The sequence below is a fragment of the Magnetospirillum aberrantis SpK genome, from assembly GCF_011022235.1.
GTDB lineage: Bacteria > Pseudomonadota > Alphaproteobacteria > Rhodospirillales > Magnetospirillaceae > Magnetospirillum > Magnetospirillum aberrantis.
The window spans coordinates 1-15,489 of sequence record NZ_JAAIYP010000046.1 but is presented as its reverse complement, the minus strand read 5'-3'; the positions used below and the strand labels follow the sequence as shown (position 1 = coordinate 15,489).

17 protein-coding genes are annotated in these 15,489 nt (G+C 66.1%); 6 read left to right on the top strand and 11 right to left on the bottom strand.

What is annotated here, in order from left to right:
- Positions 1-12: 12 nt before the first annotated feature.
- The 6 genes from G4223_RS18880 to G4223_RS18855 form a co-directional block, all read right to left on the bottom strand.
- Positions 13-543 carry a 6-carboxytetrahydropterin synthase gene (locus tag G4223_RS18880; protein ID WP_163682957.1) on the bottom strand — a complete coding sequence of 177 codons (531 nt, stop codon included), beginning with the start codon at positions 541-543 and terminating at the stop codon, positions 13-15.
- A gap of 12 nt (positions 544-555) precedes the next feature.
- Positions 556-1,170 carry a 7-carboxy-7-deazaguanine synthase gene (queE, locus tag G4223_RS18875; protein WP_163682996.1) on the bottom strand — a complete coding sequence of 205 codons (615 nt, stop codon included), beginning with the start codon at positions 1,168-1,170 and terminating at the stop codon, positions 556-558.
- 163 nt (positions 1,171-1,333) lie between these two features.
- Positions 1,334-1,675, bottom strand: a complete 342-nt coding sequence (locus G4223_RS18870) for a hypothetical protein (protein ID WP_163682955.1) — start codon at positions 1,673-1,675, stop codon at positions 1,334-1,336.
- 61 nt (positions 1,676-1,736) lie between these two features.
- Positions 1,737-2,471, bottom strand: coding sequence for a 16S rRNA (uracil(1498)-N(3))-methyltransferase (locus G4223_RS18865; RefSeq protein ID WP_163682953.1), 735 nt, complete (start codon positions 2,469-2,471; stop codon positions 1,737-1,739).
- On the bottom strand, positions 2,468-2,908 hold the full coding sequence (locus G4223_RS18860; RefSeq protein ID WP_163682951.1) for an NfeD family protein: 441 nt from the start codon (positions 2,906-2,908) through the stop codon (positions 2,468-2,470). Before G4223_RS18860 ends, G4223_RS18865 begins: the two co-directional genes overlap by 4 nt.
- A 4-nt stretch (positions 2,909-2,912) precedes the next feature.
- A complete protein-coding gene (locus G4223_RS18855) occupies positions 2,913-3,908 on the bottom strand; it encodes an SPFH domain-containing protein (RefSeq protein ID WP_163682949.1) in 996 nt (331 codons plus the stop codon).
- A 110-nt stretch (positions 3,909-4,018) separates the two neighbouring features.
- Between G4223_RS18855 and G4223_RS18850 the strand changes: the two genes are divergently transcribed.
- The 6 genes from G4223_RS18850 (at position 4,019) to G4223_RS18825 (ending at position 9,158) form a co-directional block, all read left to right on the top strand.
- Positions 4,019-5,011 carry an NAD(P)H-dependent glycerol-3-phosphate dehydrogenase gene (locus G4223_RS18850; RefSeq protein WP_163682947.1) on the top strand — a complete coding sequence of 331 codons (993 nt, stop codon included), beginning with the start codon at positions 4,019-4,021 and terminating at the stop codon, positions 5,009-5,011.
- A 76-nt stretch (positions 5,012-5,087) separates the two neighbouring features.
- Positions 5,088-5,363 carry a YciI family protein gene (locus G4223_RS18845; protein ID WP_163682944.1) on the top strand — a complete coding sequence of 92 codons (276 nt, stop codon included), beginning with the start codon at positions 5,088-5,090 and terminating at the stop codon, positions 5,361-5,363.
- Positions 5,360-5,773: an EVE domain-containing protein gene (locus G4223_RS18840; protein WP_163682942.1), complete on the top strand. Its 414-nt coding sequence runs from the start codon at positions 5,360-5,362 to the stop codon at positions 5,771-5,773. Before G4223_RS18845 ends, G4223_RS18840 begins: the two co-directional genes overlap by 4 nt.
- 50 nt (positions 5,774-5,823) lie before the next feature.
- Positions 5,824-6,174, top strand: a complete 351-nt coding sequence (locus tag G4223_RS18835) for a Rieske (2Fe-2S) protein (RefSeq protein WP_163682932.1) — start codon at positions 5,824-5,826, stop codon at positions 6,172-6,174.
- A 156-nt stretch (positions 6,175-6,330) separates the two neighbouring features.
- Positions 6,331-8,268 carry an acetate--CoA ligase gene (gene acs, locus G4223_RS18830; protein WP_163682930.1) on the top strand — a complete coding sequence of 646 codons (1,938 nt, stop codon included), beginning with the start codon at positions 6,331-6,333 and terminating at the stop codon, positions 8,266-8,268.
- A 74-nt stretch (positions 8,269-8,342) separates the two neighbouring features.
- On the top strand, positions 8,343-9,158 hold the full coding sequence (locus G4223_RS18825; protein WP_338086933.1) for an alpha/beta hydrolase: 816 nt from the start codon (positions 8,343-8,345) through the stop codon (positions 9,156-9,158).
- Between the two features lie 92 nt (positions 9,159-9,250).
- Here the strand turns inward: G4223_RS18825 and pnp are convergent, their stop codons facing one another.
- The 5 genes from pnp to infB all read right to left on the bottom strand — a co-directional run.
- On the bottom strand, positions 9,251-11,425 hold the full coding sequence (pnp, locus tag G4223_RS18820) for a polyribonucleotide nucleotidyltransferase (protein ID WP_163682927.1): 2,175 nt from the start codon (positions 11,423-11,425) through the stop codon (positions 9,251-9,253).
- 229 nt (positions 11,426-11,654) lie between these two features.
- A complete protein-coding gene (gene rpsO / locus G4223_RS18815) occupies positions 11,655-11,924 on the bottom strand; it encodes a 30S ribosomal protein S15 (RefSeq protein ID WP_163682919.1) in 270 nt (89 codons plus the stop codon).
- Positions 11,896-12,873 carry a tRNA pseudouridine(55) synthase TruB gene (gene truB / locus G4223_RS18810; RefSeq protein ID WP_163682916.1) on the bottom strand — a complete coding sequence of 326 codons (978 nt, stop codon included), beginning with the start codon at positions 12,871-12,873 and terminating at the stop codon, positions 11,896-11,898. Before truB ends, rpsO begins: the two co-directional genes overlap by 29 nt.
- A gap of 97 nt (positions 12,874-12,970) precedes the next feature.
- Entirely contained in the window at positions 12,971-13,414 is a 444-nt protein-coding gene (gene rbfA / locus G4223_RS18805; protein WP_163682914.1) for a 30S ribosome-binding factor RbfA, read from the bottom strand.
- A 41-nt stretch (positions 13,415-13,455) separates the two neighbouring features.
- On the bottom strand, positions 13,456-15,489 hold a 2,034-nt coding region (gene infB, locus G4223_RS18800), incomplete at its 5' end, for a translation initiation factor IF-2 (RefSeq protein WP_163682912.1).

Sequence of the window (15,489 nt, the reverse complement as noted above, 5' to 3'; positions counted from 1 at the left end):
CCCGGATTAGAGCTATTCCCCGTATTCCGCCGAACAGTTCGGCGTTTCGAACACCGTCACCTTGACCAGCCGGGCGGTGCCGCCCGAACGGTTGCGCACCGGCTGGAACATCTTGATATACCAATGCCGCGCCAGACATTCGGCGGTGGGCTGGAACGGCACCACCGTCAGCTTGGTGCCCAGGCGGGTGTTGTGGGTGGTCGCCTCGCCCTCGGCCCGCACGGTGGTTTCAAGCCCGGCGATCCAGGCGTCCGCCTCGACGCCTTGGGGGGCGAACATGGCCAGCAACTCGCGGTCGGCCAGGGCGGCGATGAAGCCGTGGTCGCAGGGATGGTCGATGGCCCGCATCATCTCGTCCTTCAGGAAGCCGAAATCCACCACCATGTCGGTCTGTTCGCCGTCATGGTGCAGATCCACCGCCTCGCACACCACCTCGATGCCATAGCGGTGGCCGTGGATGTGCCGGCATTTCGAGCCGTGGGTCATGATGCGGTGGCCGGCATCGATCTCGATGCGGCGGGAGACGCGGTAGGGCGCCGTCATTGCGGGGAAACCTTATGGAATGCCGATGAGCTTGTGGGTTTGCAGGCTGAGGCGCCAGCGCGGATGCGTCAAGCAATACCGCACGCATTCCTGGGTGGCGGCGGCGTGGTCGGCGCAATCCATGGGCTGAAGGAAATGGTGGCGGAAACCAAGCGCGGCCAGCGCCTCGGGATCGGCGCCATCTTGGGGCCACACCAGCTTGAGTTCGTCGCCCGCCACCACCGCCAATTCGGTGCCGGCCTTGGGGCTGACGCAGACCCAGTCGAGGCCGGGCGGCAACGGCCGCGTGCCGTTGGTTTCGATCGCCACCTGGAAGCCGCGTGCGTGCAAGGCGTCCACCAAGACGGCATCCAACTGCAAGGTCGGCTCGCCGCCGGTGCACACCACGTAAGGTGTACCGCCGCCCGGCCACAATGCCGCCACCGCCTCGGCCAGGGTCTCGGCGTCGGCGAACTTGTCGCCGCCGACGAAATCGGTGTCGCAATAGCGGCACTGGGCGGTGTCGCGGTCGTCCTCGCGCCCGGTCCACAGGTTGCAGCCGGCGAAGCGCAGGAACACCGCCGGGCGCCCGGCCTGGGCGCCCTCGCCTTGCAGGGTGTAGAAGATTTCCTTGACGGTGTAGGTCATACGCAACCGGGCTTTCTGAGCGCGGGCACCCTAAAGCCGCCATTGAGGCGGCGGCCGTGCCGCCCCGCAGGGGCAAACGACGTCCGAAGGGCGGCCCAAGTTATGCGAGGGTGGGCTTCGCCCACACGCGGGCGGATGCCCGCGCCCGGCGAGGGACAAAAGATCAATGATCCGAACCGTGCAGGATCTGATGGGCGATGCCGGTGTCGTACTCCAGCCCGTCCTTGGTCAGGGTCACCGCATAGGGAAAGCTGCCGCGGATCAGCCCCTTGCGCTCCAGCGCCGTCCAGGCGGCCGGATTGGTCAGGCCCGACGCGTCCTTGCTCATCACCACCTTGGCGCCGACGTGGAAATGGTTGCCATGCGGACGCGGCAGGGTGGTCAGAACCACTTCGCCGTCGTCGGTGGCCTGCGAGGTCTCGGGCGAGCGGGCCAGTTCCTGGAACAGCACCAGGGTCTTGGACTGCAACGGATTGAGCTTCAGCGGGTTGACCTTGGGGGGCATGGCGATCTCCTGTTCGAAGAAGCCGGGGATACACGCCGCGCGGTGGCGGTTTCAAGTAGATTCAGCCGCGCGGCGCCCGGTTCCAGTCGCCGCGCACCGCCTGGATCACCGAAAGCGCGGCGATGGCCGCCGTCTCGGCCCTGAGAATGCGCGGCCCCAGCCCCACCGGCCGGGCGAAGGGCAAGCGGGCCAGCACGGCGCGTTCCTCGGGAGCGAAGCCGCCTTCCGGGCCGACCAGCACCGCCAGCGGGCCGGACGACAGATCGGCCAGAACCTGAACCAGCGGCATGCCGCCGCCCGATTCGTCCAGGAAGATCAGTGGCCGCGCGGCGTCCCAGCCGGCCAAGACCTTGTCCAACGGCTGCGGCTCCATCACCTCGGGCACCGTCAGGCGTTCGCATTGTTCGGCCGCCTCGACCATGTGCGCGGCCAGACGTTCGGTGTTGACCCGCGCCGTCACCGTGCGCCGGGTGATCACCGGCCACAGCCGGCTGGCCCCCAGTTCGGTGGCCTTTTCCGCCACCAGGTCGATGCAGTCCTTTTTGATCGGTGCCGCCAACAGCCACAAATCGGGCTCGGCCGTCTGGGGGCGGGTCTGCGAGGTCAGCGCCACCACCACCGCCGACTTGGCGACGGTTTCCAAGGTCCCGCACCATTCGCCGTCACGGCCGTTGAACAAGGTCACCGCCTCACCCGGCTTGGCCCGCATGACGTTGGCGACGTAATGGGATTGCTCCTTGCCCAGGGTCAGCGGACCGGCGGCAAGGTCGAAAGGCACGAACAGACGCAGCGTCATTCGACCACCGGCTCCACCACCAGGGCGTTGCCGTCCACCGCCACCACCCGCACCTTGGCCCCGGTCGGCAAATCCGGCCCCACCACCTTCCAGGTTCCGTCGCCCAGCTTCATGCGGCCGATGCCGTCAAGAACGGGGGTGGCAAGGGTGTGGACGGTGCCGACCAGCGCCTGGGCGCGACGGTTCAGGGCGGGGCCGTCGTCCACTGGCTTGATCAGACGGGCATAGACGCGGCGCCCGATCAGCGCAGAGACCACGGTCAGCACGGCGAAGACCACGGCCAGCACCTGCCACGACAGGCCGGCGGCGCTGTAGGCCAGGATGCCGGTCAGCACGGCGGCGATGCCCGGCCACAACAGGAAGGTGCCGGGCATCAGCAATTCGGCGGCGATCAGCGCGAAGCCCAGGATCAGCCAGAACCAGAAACCGGGTTCCATCCGTTCACTCCCGGCTGTCGGGAACGCTGCCGCGCCGCGGCCGGCGTTCCATGTCGGGGGTCAGGGCCAAGGCTCTGTCGCCGCCCTTGCCCAGGGCGTCCCTGGCGATCTCGGCGATGCCGGCCACCGCGCCGATCACCCCCGACGCCTCGAGCGGCATCATCACCAGTTTCTGGTTGGGAGCCGAGGCGACCTTCTCCAAGGCCTCCACATAGCGCTGGGCGACGAAGTAGTTCACCGCCATGGCCTCGCCCTTGCTGATGGCCTGGGACACCACATAGACCGCCTTGGCCTCGGCCTCGGCCTCGCGTTCGCGCGCCTCGGCGTCACGGAAGGCGGCCTCGCGCCGACCCTCGGCGGCCAGGATCTGGGCCTGCTTGGTGCCTTCGGCCTTCAGCACCTGGGCCTGTTTCAGCCCCTCGGCCTCCAGCACGGCGGCGCGCTTGTCGCGTTCCGCCTTCATCTGCCGGGCCATGGCGTCCACCAGATCGCGCGGCGGGGCGATGTCCTTGATCTCGATGCGGGTGACCTTGACGCCCCAGGGCTGGGTCGCCTCGTCCACCACCGTCAACAGCTTCTCGTTGATGCGGTCGCGCTGGCTCAACAGCTCGTCCAGGTCCATGCCGCCCATCACCGTGCGGATGTTGGTCATGGTCAGGTTCAAGATAGCCAGTTGCAGTTGCGACACTTCATAGGCGGCACGCGCCGCGTCCAGCACCTGGAAGAACACCACCCCGTCCACGGTGACCATGGCGTTGTCGCGGGTGATGATTTCCTGGCTGGGGACGTCCAGCACCTGTTCCATCATGTTGAGCCGGCGCCCCACCCGGTCGATCAGCGGCAGGATCAGGTGCAGCCCCGGCGGCAGCGTGCGGATATAACGGCCGAAGCGTTCGACGGTGAACTCGAACCCCTGGGGCACCACCTTGACGCCCAGCGCCACCAACAACAGGCCAAGGGCGACCAGAACCAGGACGAACACACTGGCGGCGGAAAGCATCGCGACCTCCTTCGGGACCAAGCCGGCACTACCATAGCGCAAGCGATTGCTTCGGCCCATCGGGAAGGGCATAAACCCTTCGTCGATAGTTCGACCGAAAGGCAGGAAACATGAACAGCATCGGCATCGTTGGCGCGGGCGCGTGGGGCACGGCGCTGGCGGCGACCGCGCGCCGCGCCGGCCGCGCGGTGACGTTGTGGGCGCGCGAAAGCGAATTGGTGGCCGACATCAACGCCACCCGCCGCAACAGCCTGTACCTGCCCGACGTGGAATTGCTGTGCGGCATCCGCGCCACCACCGACCTGGCCGAGGTGGCGGCTTGCGACGTGGTGTTGCTGGTCACCCCGGCCCAGCATCTGGGGGCCACCGCCCGCGCCCTGGCGCCGCTGTGGCGGCCGGGCGTTCCGGCGGTGATCTGCGCCAAGGGCATCGAACAGGGCAGCCACGCCATGATGACCGAGGTGGTGGAGCGCGCCTTGCCCACCGCCGCCATCGCCGTGCTGTCGGGGCCGACCTTCGCCATCGAGGTGGCGCGCGGCCTGCCCACCGCCGTCACCCTGGCCTGTGCCGACGTGGAGCTGGGGCAACGTCTGGTGGACGCCATCGGCACCCCGACCTTCCGCCCCTATCTGTCCGACGATCTAGCCGGCGCCGAGATCGGCGGCGCGGTCAAGAACGTGCTGGCCATCGCCTGCGGCATCGTCGAGGGCCGGGGCCTGGGCGACAACGCCCGCGCCGCGCTGATCACCCGCGGCATGGCCGAACTGACCCGTCTGGCGGTGGCCAAGGGCGGACGGCCCGAGACGCTGATGGGGCTGGCCGGCTTGGGCGACCTGATCCTGACCGCGTCGTCGGCGCAGTCGCGCAACTATTCCCTGGGCTTCGCCCTGGGCGAGGGCCGGGCCCTGGCCGACATCCTGGCCGAACGCCGGGCGGTGACCGAGGGTGTGTGGACCGCCGGCGCGGTGGTGGAACTGGCCGGAAGCTTGGGCATCGAAATGCCCATCTGCGCCGCCGTCGATGCCGTCATCAACCAGGGCGCCGAGCTGGACGGCGTCATCCGCGCGTTGTTGAGCCGCCCTTTCCGTAGCGAAGGTATCTGACACGGATGGACACGGATGGACGCGAAAGGGATTATTCCCGTGTTGATCCGTGTCACCAAAAATTCAAGGAGCCCCCATGTTCGTCGTCCATTGCCAAGACAAGCCCGGCGCCCAGCAAATCCGCCTGGACAACCGCGCCGCCCACCTGGAATGGCTGAAGTCCAACCTGGACAAGATCGCCATGGCCGGCCCGGTGCAGACCGAGGACCGTAGCGGCATGGTCGGTTCGGTGCTGGTGCTGAACTTCGCCGAGCGTGCCGAGTTGGACGCCTTCCTGGCCCAGGATCCCTATGCCAAGGCCGGTCTGTTCGAAGCCGTCACCGTGCTGCCCTACAAGAAGGTGCTGCCGTGAGCTTCTGGCTGGTGAAATCGGAGCCCGGCGCCTGGTCGTGGGATGACCAGATGCGGGATTCGGTCACCGCCTGGACCGGCGTGCGCAACCATCAGGCCAGCAACTTCCTGAAGGCCATGAAGCTGGGCGACCTGTGCTTCTTTTACCACTCGGTGTCGGAAAAGAGCGTGGTCGGCGTGGTCGAGGTGGTGCGCGAAGCCTATGCCGATCCCACCGCCGACGACCCGCGCTGGGTCTGCGTCGACGTCAAGGCGGTGCAGGCGGCGCCCAGGCCAGTGACCCTGGCCGACATCAAGGCGGTGCCGGAACTGGCCGACATCGCGCTGATCCGCCAGTCGCGGCTGTCGGTCATGCCGGTCTCGCCCGAACATTGGCACCTGATCGGCCGCATGGCCAGCCTTTCCGGCTGATCCGCTTTCATGCCATCCTGGACGGGGTTCGGCTCCGTCCAGGAGGCAGCATGAGCGAACATTTCCTCTGCCTTGTTTCCGACCTGTCCGATCCGGGGGCCAAGGGACCGTTCCGGCTGGGCGGCCGCGCGGTCTTCGTGGTGCGCCGGGGCAACAACTTTCGAGCGTGGGAGGATTCCTGTCCTCACGCTTTCGCCCCCCTGGAAATGGAGCCCGACCACTTCCTCGACCTGACCGGAACCTACGTGCTGTGCACCATGCACGGCGCCCATTTCGACATGATGGACGGCGACTGCGTCATGGGGCCGTGCAAGGGACGCCGCCTGACAGCGGTGCCTATCCGGGTCGAGAACGGCCGAATCGTGGCTCCCCCGACTTCCGACCTATTGAACCGCCGCTAAACAAATGTTGATCTTTGGTTCAAGCGCCATCGACGCGCATCAGGGTTGAGTCAGACGCAGAACTCGACCATACTTGCAAACGAGAATTCAGGAGACGCACCTGCGCCCGCCTTAAAGGGACGCGGGGCCAACCAAGAAAGTGGGAGACAACAAGAAATGACCGAACTTTTTCCCGTTCCGGCCGATTTCGCCAAGAACGCGCTGATCGACGAAAAAACCTATGAAGAATGGTATCAGCGCTCGGTGAACGATCCCGACGGTTTCTGGGGCGAACACGGCAAGCGCGTTGACTGGATCAAGCCCTACACCCAGGTCAAGGATGTCTCCTACAGCGGCGACGTGCACATCAAGTGGTTCGCCGACGGCACCCTGAACGTGGCCGCCAACTGCCTGGACCGTCACCTGGAAACCCGCGGCGACCAGACCGCCATCATCTGGGAAGGCGACAACCCGAACGAGTCCAAGCACGTCACCTATCGCGAACTGCACGCCGAGGTGTGCCGTCTGGCCAACGCCATGACCGATTTGGGCGTCAAGAAGGGCGACCGCGTCACCATCTATCTGCCGATGATCGTCGAGGCGGCGGTGGCCATGCTGGCCTGTGCCCGCATCGGCGCCGTGCATTCCATCGTGTTCGGCGGCTTCTCGCCCGACGCGCTGGCCGGCCGCATCCAGGACTGCGACTCGGTCCTGCTGATCACCGCCGACGAGGGTCTGCGCGGCGGGCGCAAGGTGCCGCTCAAGGTCAACGCCGACAAGGCGCTGGAAACCTGCTGGTCGTGCAAGAGCGTCATCGTGGTCAAGCGCACCGGCGGCGACATCCACATGGTGGCCGGCCGCGACCACTGGTACCACGAGCTGACCGAGAAGGCCGCCGCCACCCACACCCCGGTCGAGATGAGCGCCGAAGACCCGCTGTTCATCCTCTACACCTCGGGTTCGACCGGCAAGCCGAAGGGTGTGCTGCACACCTCGGGCGGCTATCTGGTCTACGCCTCGATGACCCACCAATACGTCTTCGACTACCATGACGGCGAAGTCTACTGGTGCACCGCCGACGTGGGTTGGGTCACCGGCCATTCCTACATCGTCTACGGCCCGCTGGCCAACGGCGCCATCACCCTGATGTTCGAGGGCATCCCGACCTATCCCGACGCCTCGCGCTTCTGGCAGGTGGTGGACAAGCACAAGGTCAACATCTTCTACACCGCGCCCACCGCCATCCGCTCGCTGATGCGCGAGGGCGAGGAGATCGTCAAGAAGACCAGCCGTGCCTCCCTGCGCCTGCTGGGTTCGGTGGGCGAGCCCATCAATCCCGAGGCGTGGCTGTGGTATCACCGCGTGGTCGGCGACAACCGTTGCCCGATCGTCGATACCTGGTGGCAGACCGAGACCGGCGGCATCCTGATCACCCCGCTGCCGGGCGCCACCGCGCTCAAGCCCGGTTCGGCCACCCGTCCGTTCTTCGGCGTCAAGCCGGTGATGGTCGACGCCGAGGGCAAGAGCCTGGACGGCGCCGTCGAGGGCAACCTGTGTCTGGCCGAGCCCGGCTGGCCGGGTCAGATGCGTACCGTGTTCGGCGACCACGAACGCTTCGTCCAGACCTATTTCTCGACCTACAAGGGCATGTACTTCACCGGTGACGGCGCGCGGCGCGACGAGGACGGCTATTACTGGATCACCGGCCGTGTCGACGACGTCATCAACGTCTCGGGTCACCGCATGGGCACGGCCGAGGTGGAATCCGCCCTGGTCGCCCATCCCAAGGTGGCCGAGGCGGCGGTGGTCGGCTATCCGCACGAGATCAAGGGGCAGGGCATCTACGCCTATGTCACCCTGGTCGCCGACGAGGAGCCGAGCGAAGAACTGCGCAAGGAACTGGTCAACTGGGTGCGCAAGGAGATCGGCCCGATCGCCAGCCCCGACCTGATCCAGTGGTCGCCGGGCCTGCCCAAGACCCGTTCGGGCAAGATCATGCGCCGCATCCTGCGCAAGATCGCCGAGAACGAGTTCGGCGCCCTGGGCGACACCTCGACCCTGGCCGATCCGACCGTGGTCGACGATCTGATCGAGAACCGCATGAACCGCGGGTAATCACCCCCCCGGTTCTGTTATAAGAGAGGGGTCCGGCACGCATGCGCCGGGCCCCGAACTTTGTGGAGCAACGGGTGATCGCGGAAACCTTGGGTGTCTTTGCCGGCGGCTACGCCCTGATGCTGGGCGGGTTGGCCATCTTCCAACGCGACATGATCTATCATCCCGGCGCCACCTTGCCAGAGCCCGGCGCCGTCGGCGTGCCGGAAATGGTGCCGGTATCGGTACGCACCACCGACAACCTGCTGCTGACCGGCTGGTACGCGCCGCCGGCCGATGCCGGTGCCATCACCGTCCTTTATTGCCACGGCAACGCCCGCACCCTGGCCGAGCGTGCCCACAAGGCACGGCGGCTGATGGATGCCGGACTGGGAATCATGCTGGTCGGCTATCGCGGCTATGGCGGCAATCCCGGCCACCCCACCGAGCAGGGCCTGTACGCCGACGCCCGCGCCGCCCTGGGCTGGCTGAGATCGCGCGAAGTGCCGGCCGAACGCATCGTGGTTTATGGCGAATCGCTGGGAACCGGAATCGCCACCCAGATGGCGGCGGAAAATCCCGACTTGGCCGCCCTGGTGCTGGAGGCGCCGTTCACCCGGCTGGCCGACTTGGCGCCGCCCTATCTGTTGCCGGGACTGGCGCCGCTGCTGTTGCTCGACCAATACGACACCGCATCCAAGATTTCCGACCTCGGCCTGCCCATGCTGGTGGTACACGGCGACCATGACGGCGTGGTGCCGGTGGCCATGGGCCGTACCCTGGTCAAGGCGGCGAACGGCCGCGCCGAAGGCGTGTTCCTGGCGCCGGCCGGCCATAACGACCTGTGGGAACACGGCGCCGCCGAAGCGGTGCTGGCCTTCCTGGGGCGGATCGGCGGCGCTCATCAATAAACAAACCCCGCCGCAAAGCGACGGGGTTTGTTTTGGGGTCCGGCGGACCGCCTGAACGGTCCGCCTTTCCCGATATCGAAACCTCGACCCGATTACTCGGCGTCGTGCTTCTTTTCGCGGTCCTTGCGGCGCTCGACCTTCTCCGCCTCGATCTGGGCGGTGATGTCCTCGCCGGTCTCCTGGTCCACGCACTTCATGGACAGCTTGACCTTGCCGCGATCGTCGAAGCCCAGAACCTTGACCTTGACCACGTCGCCCTGCTTCAGCACGTCGGCGGTCTTGGCGACACGCTCGCGGCTGATTTCAGAGATATGGACCAGGCCGTCGCGCGAACCCAGGAAGTTCACGAAGGCGCCGAAATCGACCACCTTCACGACCTTGCCGTTATAGATCACGCCCAACTCGGGCTCGGCGACGATGCCGCGGATCCAGTCGATGGCACGCTGGGCGGCATCGATATCGGAGGAAGCCACCTTGATGGTGCCGTCGTCCTCGATGTCGATCTTGGCGCCGGTCTGTTCGCAGATTTCGCGGATGACCTTGCCGCCGGTGCCGATCACTTCACGGATCTTTTCCTTCGGGATGTTGAAGGTGGTGATGCGCGGAGCGTTGCCCGAGACTTCGTCGCGAGCGGTCGAGATGCCCTTGTTCATCTCGCCCAGGATGTGGATACGACCGTCCTTGGCCTGGGCCAGGGCGATCTTCATGATCTCCTCGGTGATCGAGGTGATCTTGATGTCCATCTGAAGGGCGGTGATGCCGGCCTCGGTGCCGGCCACCTTGAAGTCCATGTCGCCCAGGTGGTCTTCGTCACCCAGGATATCGGACAGCACGGCGAAATCGTCGCCTTCCTTGATCAGACCCATGGCGATGCCGGCCACGGGACGGGCCAGCGGCACGCCCGAATCCATCATGGCGAGCGACGAACCGCACACGGTGGCCATCGAGCTGGAACCGTTGGATTCGGTGATCTCGGACACCACGCGGATGGTGTAGGGGAAGGCGTCCTTGGCCGGCAGCATGGGATGCACGGCGCGCCACGCCAGCTTGCCATGGCCGATCTCGCGACGGCCCGGAGAACCCATGCGGCCCGCTTCGCCGACCGAATAGGGCGGGAAGTTGTAGTGCAGCATGAAGTGCTCGCGGTACTCGCCCGCCAGCTGGTCGATGATCTGCTCGTCCTGGCCGGTGCCCAGGGTGGCGACCACCAGCGACTGGGTTTCGCCACGGGTGAACAGGGCGGAACCATGGGCGCGCGGCAGGACGCCGACCTCGACCTCGATGGCGCGCACGGTCTTGGTGTCGCGGCCGTCGATGCGAACGCCGGTCTTCAGGATGTTGCCGCGCACCACCTCGGATTCCAGATCCTTGAGGATGCCCGGAGCAACAGCCAGTTCGGCGGCGGCGTCGCCAAGGGATTCGATCGCCTTCTTCTTGACCGCGCCGACAGCGGCGTAACGGTCTTGCTTCTTGACGATCTTGTAGGCTTCGCCCAGCTCGGCGACGATGCCGGCGGCGACGAACTTCTCGCGCACCACGGCCACTTCGGGGGCCGGCTCGGCCAGGTCCCAGGGTTCCTTGGCGCAGGCCTCGGCCATTTCGATGATGGCCTGGATCACCGGCTGGAATTCCTTGTGACCAAAGGTCACGGCGCCCAGCATGACCTCTTCCGACAGCTCCTTGGCTTCGGATTCGACCATCAGCACACCTTCGGTGGTGCCGGCGACCACCAGGTCCAGTTGGGTTTCCTTGATCTGGGCCAAGGTCGGGTTCAGCACATAGGCGCCATCGATATAGCCGACGCGGGCGGCGGCGATCGGGCCGAGGAACGGCACGCCCGAGATGCACAGCGCGGCCGAGGCACCGACCATGGACACGATGTCGGGATCGTTTTCCAGGTCGTGCGACAACACGGTGCAGATGACCTGGGTCTCGTTACGGAAACCGTCGGCGAACAGCGGGCGGATCGGACGGTCGATCAGGCGGGAAACCAGGGTTTCCTTCTCGCTCGGCCGGCCTTCGCGCTTGAAAAAGCCGCCGGGAATCTTACCGGCGGCGAAAGCCTTTTCCTGGTAATTCACGGTCAGCGGGAAGAAATCAACACCCGGCTTCACCGACTTGGCGGCGACGACGGTGCACAGCACGGTGGTATCGCCATAGGTGGCCAGCACGGCGCCGTCAGCCTGACGGGCGATCTTGCCGGCTTCCAGCACCAGCTTGCGCCCGCCCCAGGTGATTTCCTTGCGGGTGACATTGAACATCGACATACGGTCATTCCTTATCCGTTCGCATCGCCGCCGGATTGCTGCGATGCGGGCGTCTTGACGAGGGCGGCCCATCTTTCTTCCACGGGCAGAAACGCCTTCGCCATATGCGGACGCCCGCGCAGGGACCCTTCCCCGCGCGGGCCTCGGCATCCGGGGACGAGCCCGGACACGATCCGCAAACTTTATACCGGCGTTCCGGGCCGAAGCCCAGAGGCCGCAAGCAAGACGATTACTTGCGCAGGCCCAGGCGGGCGATCAGCGCTTCGTAACGGGCCTTGTTGGTGTCCTTGAGGTAATCCAGCATGCGACGACGCTGGCCGACCATCAGCAGCAGGCCACGGCGCGAGTGGAAATCCTTCTTGTGATCCTTGAAGTGCTCGGTCAGGTTGCGGATGCGCTCCGACAGAATGGCCACCTGGACTTCCGGCGAACCGGTGTCGCCCTCGTGGGTGGCGAATTCCTTGACAACCTCAGCCTTGCGCTCGGGAGTGATCGACATCGCCTTCTCCTAATGAAACGGGTTGGAGATTCATCACGCGCACCGACCGGACGGCTCCGTCCTCGATACGCGCCAGCGCCACCAGCCGCTCGCCGTCCATGGCCCGAAACACCAGTTCCGGGTCGGGATCGCCGTCCGGCAAGGCATGGGCCAATCGGTTGACCGAAAGGGCTTGCCCGCTTTGGAGACGCCGGGCCTCCACGTCCGTCAGGGCCAACGCCGGGATGTCGTCCAGCGCGGTCTTGACCGGAAGCAGATGGGTCCGAAGGGCGGGACCTTGCCCGACCTCCTTGAATTTGTCCAGGGGAATCGCGTTGGTTTCATTGAACGGCCCGCATGCCACCCGCCGCAGCAGCGAAATGTGGGCCAGCGTCCCCAAGGCGTGGGCGATGTCGCGCCCCAGCGAGCGCACATAGGTTCCCTTGCCGCATTCCACCTCGAAATCGGCATGGTCGGGATCGGGCGCGCCTAAAAAGCGCAGCGCCTTGATGTGCACGACGCGGGCTTTCAGTTCCACAATCTCGCCGGCGCGGGCCAGGTCATAGGCCCGTTCACCGTCCACCTTGATGGCGGAATAGGCCGGCGGCACCTGTTCGATCGCCCCGACGAAGCGCGGCAGCACGGCGAAGACCTGTTCCGGCGTCGGACGCACGTCCGAGGTCTCGGTGATCTCGCCTTCCTTGTCGTCGGTGGCGGTGGCCTGGCCCCAGCGCACCTGGAACCGATAGGTCTTGGCGCCGTCCATGACATAGGCCACGGTCTTGGTCGCCTCACCCAAGGCGATGGGCAGGATGCCCGACGCCAACGGGTCGAGCGTGCCGCCATGGCCGACCTTGGCGGCGTTGGTCAGGCGACGGACCAGCGACACCACCTGGGTCGAACCGATACCCAACGGCTTGTCGATGGCCAGCCAGCCGTCGATGGAAATGCCTTTGCGTTTACGGGCCATGGCAAGCACCTAGATAAAATGACACGGATGGACACGGATGAACGCGGACAAGAAAACCCATCCGTGTTTATCCGTGTCCATCCGTGTCAATAAACGATCATTCCCCGTCGTCGGCGCCGTCCAGCGAATCGGGGTCGAAGCGGCGCTCGAACTCGGCATCGCCGCCCAGGTCGCGGCGGACATCCGGGCGATGCAGCAAGGCATTGATCTTGCTGGCCTCGTCGAAGCTGACATCGGGCTCGAACGACAGGTTCGGCACGGCGCGCAGATCGACGCGATGGGCGATCTCGTGGCGCAGGAACGGCGCCGCACGCTTCAAGCCCTTCAGGATGCCATCGACCTCGCCGCCGCCCAAGGGCACGACGAACACGGTGGCGTTCTTGAGGTCGGGACTGATGCGCACCTCGGTCACGGTGATGGCGCGGCCCTGGAGGTCAGGGTCGCGGATGTCACCACGTTCGATGATGTTGGCGATGACGTGACGAAGTTCCTCGCCCACGCGCAACTGGCGCTGGGACGGGGGTTTGTTTCCACGGGGCATGATTTTTCCTCCCGCGCGGGGGAAAAGCGTGACCGCCCCCTTTACAGGGTGGCGGCCACCTCTTCGATCTCGAAGCACTCGATCACGTCGCCAGCACGGATGTCTTCGTAATTGGCGAAGGACATACCGCACTCGTACCCCTCGCGCACTTCCTTGACATCGTCCTTGAAGCGCTTGAGCTGGGCCAGGCTGCCCTGGTGGATGACCACGTTGTCGCGCAGCAGGCGGACACCGGCACCGCGCTTGACGATGCCTTCGGTGATCATGCAGCCGGCGACCTTGCCCACCTTGGTGATGTTGAACACCTCGCGGATGCTGGCGTAACCCAGGAAGTGTTCCTTGAGGGTCGGGGCCAGCATGCCCGACAGAATCTGCCGGATGTCGTCGGTGACATCATAGATGATCGAGTAATAACGGATGTCCACACCATCGCGGCGGGCCATGTCGCGGGCCTGCGGGTTGGCGCGGACGTTGAAGCCGATGAGGATACCGCCCGAGGCCTTGGCCAGGGTGATGTCCGACTCGCTGACGGCGCCCACGGCCGAGTGCAGCACGCGCACCTTGACGTTCTCGTTGCCGATCTTTTCGACGGCACCGATGATCGCCTCGATGGAACCCTGCACGTCACCCTTGATGACGACCGGCAGTTCCTTGGCTTCGCCCGCCTTGATGGCGGAGAACATCTCTTCCAGGGTGCCGCGCTGGGCCAGCTTGGCGCGGACCTCGCGGTCCTTGCGCTGGCGGTAGCCGGCGATCTCGCGGGCGCGGGCTTCGTCCTCGACGGCGATAAAATCGTCGCCGGCGGCGGGCGCGCCGTCCAGACCCAGCACCTCGACCGGGGTCGACGGACCGGCGACTTCCAGGCGGTTGCCCTTGTCGTCGATCAGGGCGCGGACCTTACCCCACTCGGCACCGGCCACGAACACGTCGCCGACGCGCAGGGTACCCTTCTGCACCAGCACGGTAGCCACCGGGCCACGGCCCTTTTCCATCTTGGCTTCGACCACGGCGCCCTGGGCGGCACGCTGCGGATTGGCCTTGAGGTCCAGGACTTCGGCCTGCAAGAGGATGGCCTCTTCCAGCTTGTCCAGGTTCATGCGCTTCTTGGCCGACACCTCGACCGTCAGCACGTCGCCGCCCAGATCCTCGGTCACCAGCTCATGCTGCAACAGCTCCTGGCGGACACGGTCGGGGTTGGCGTCGGGCTTGTCGATCTTGTTGATGGCGACGATGATCGGCACGCCGGCGGCCTTGGCGTGGCGGATGGCTTCGACCGTCTGCGGCATGATGCCGTCGTCGGCCGCCACCACCAGCACCACCAAATCGGTGACCTTGGCGCCGCGGGCACGCATGGCGGTGAACGCCTCGTGACCGGGGGTGTCGATGAAGGTGATCTTGGCACCCGAATGCAACGTCACCTGATAGGCGCCGATATGCTGGGTGATGCCGCCGGCCTCGCCCGACACCACGTCGGTTTCGCGCAGGGCGTCCAGCAGCGAGGTCTTGCCGTGGTCGACGTGGCCCATGATGGTGACCACCGGCGGACGCGCGATCAACTCGCCGTCGGCGTCGGTTTCGCCTTCCAGGCCCACCAGCACGTCGGCGTCGGACACGCGCTTGAAGTTGTGGCCGAACTCGGCCACCACCAATTCGGCGGTGTCGGCGTCGATGCTCTGGTTGATGGTGGCCATCACCCCCATGCGCATCAGCGTCTTGATGACGTCGCCGCCGCGTTCGGCCATGCGGTTGGCCAGTTCCTGGACGGTCAGGGTCTCGGGAATGACCACCTCGCGGATGACCTTCTCGGCGCCCTTTTGCATGTTCTTCAGGCGCTCGCGCTCACGGGCGCGCTTGACGGCGGCCAGGGAGCGGCCGCGTTCACCACGATCGTCGTCGGTCAACGCATCGGTGATGGTCAGCTTGCCGGTACGGCGGCGCGGTTCGGTGCGCTTGACCGGCACCGGCTTGTGCGCGGCAGCCTTCTTGCGGGCCTGATCCTCGTCTTCCTCGTCTCCGGCCGGCCGCGGAGCGGCGGTGCCGGCGGGAACGGTGGTGCGGGTCGGCGGCACCGCTCC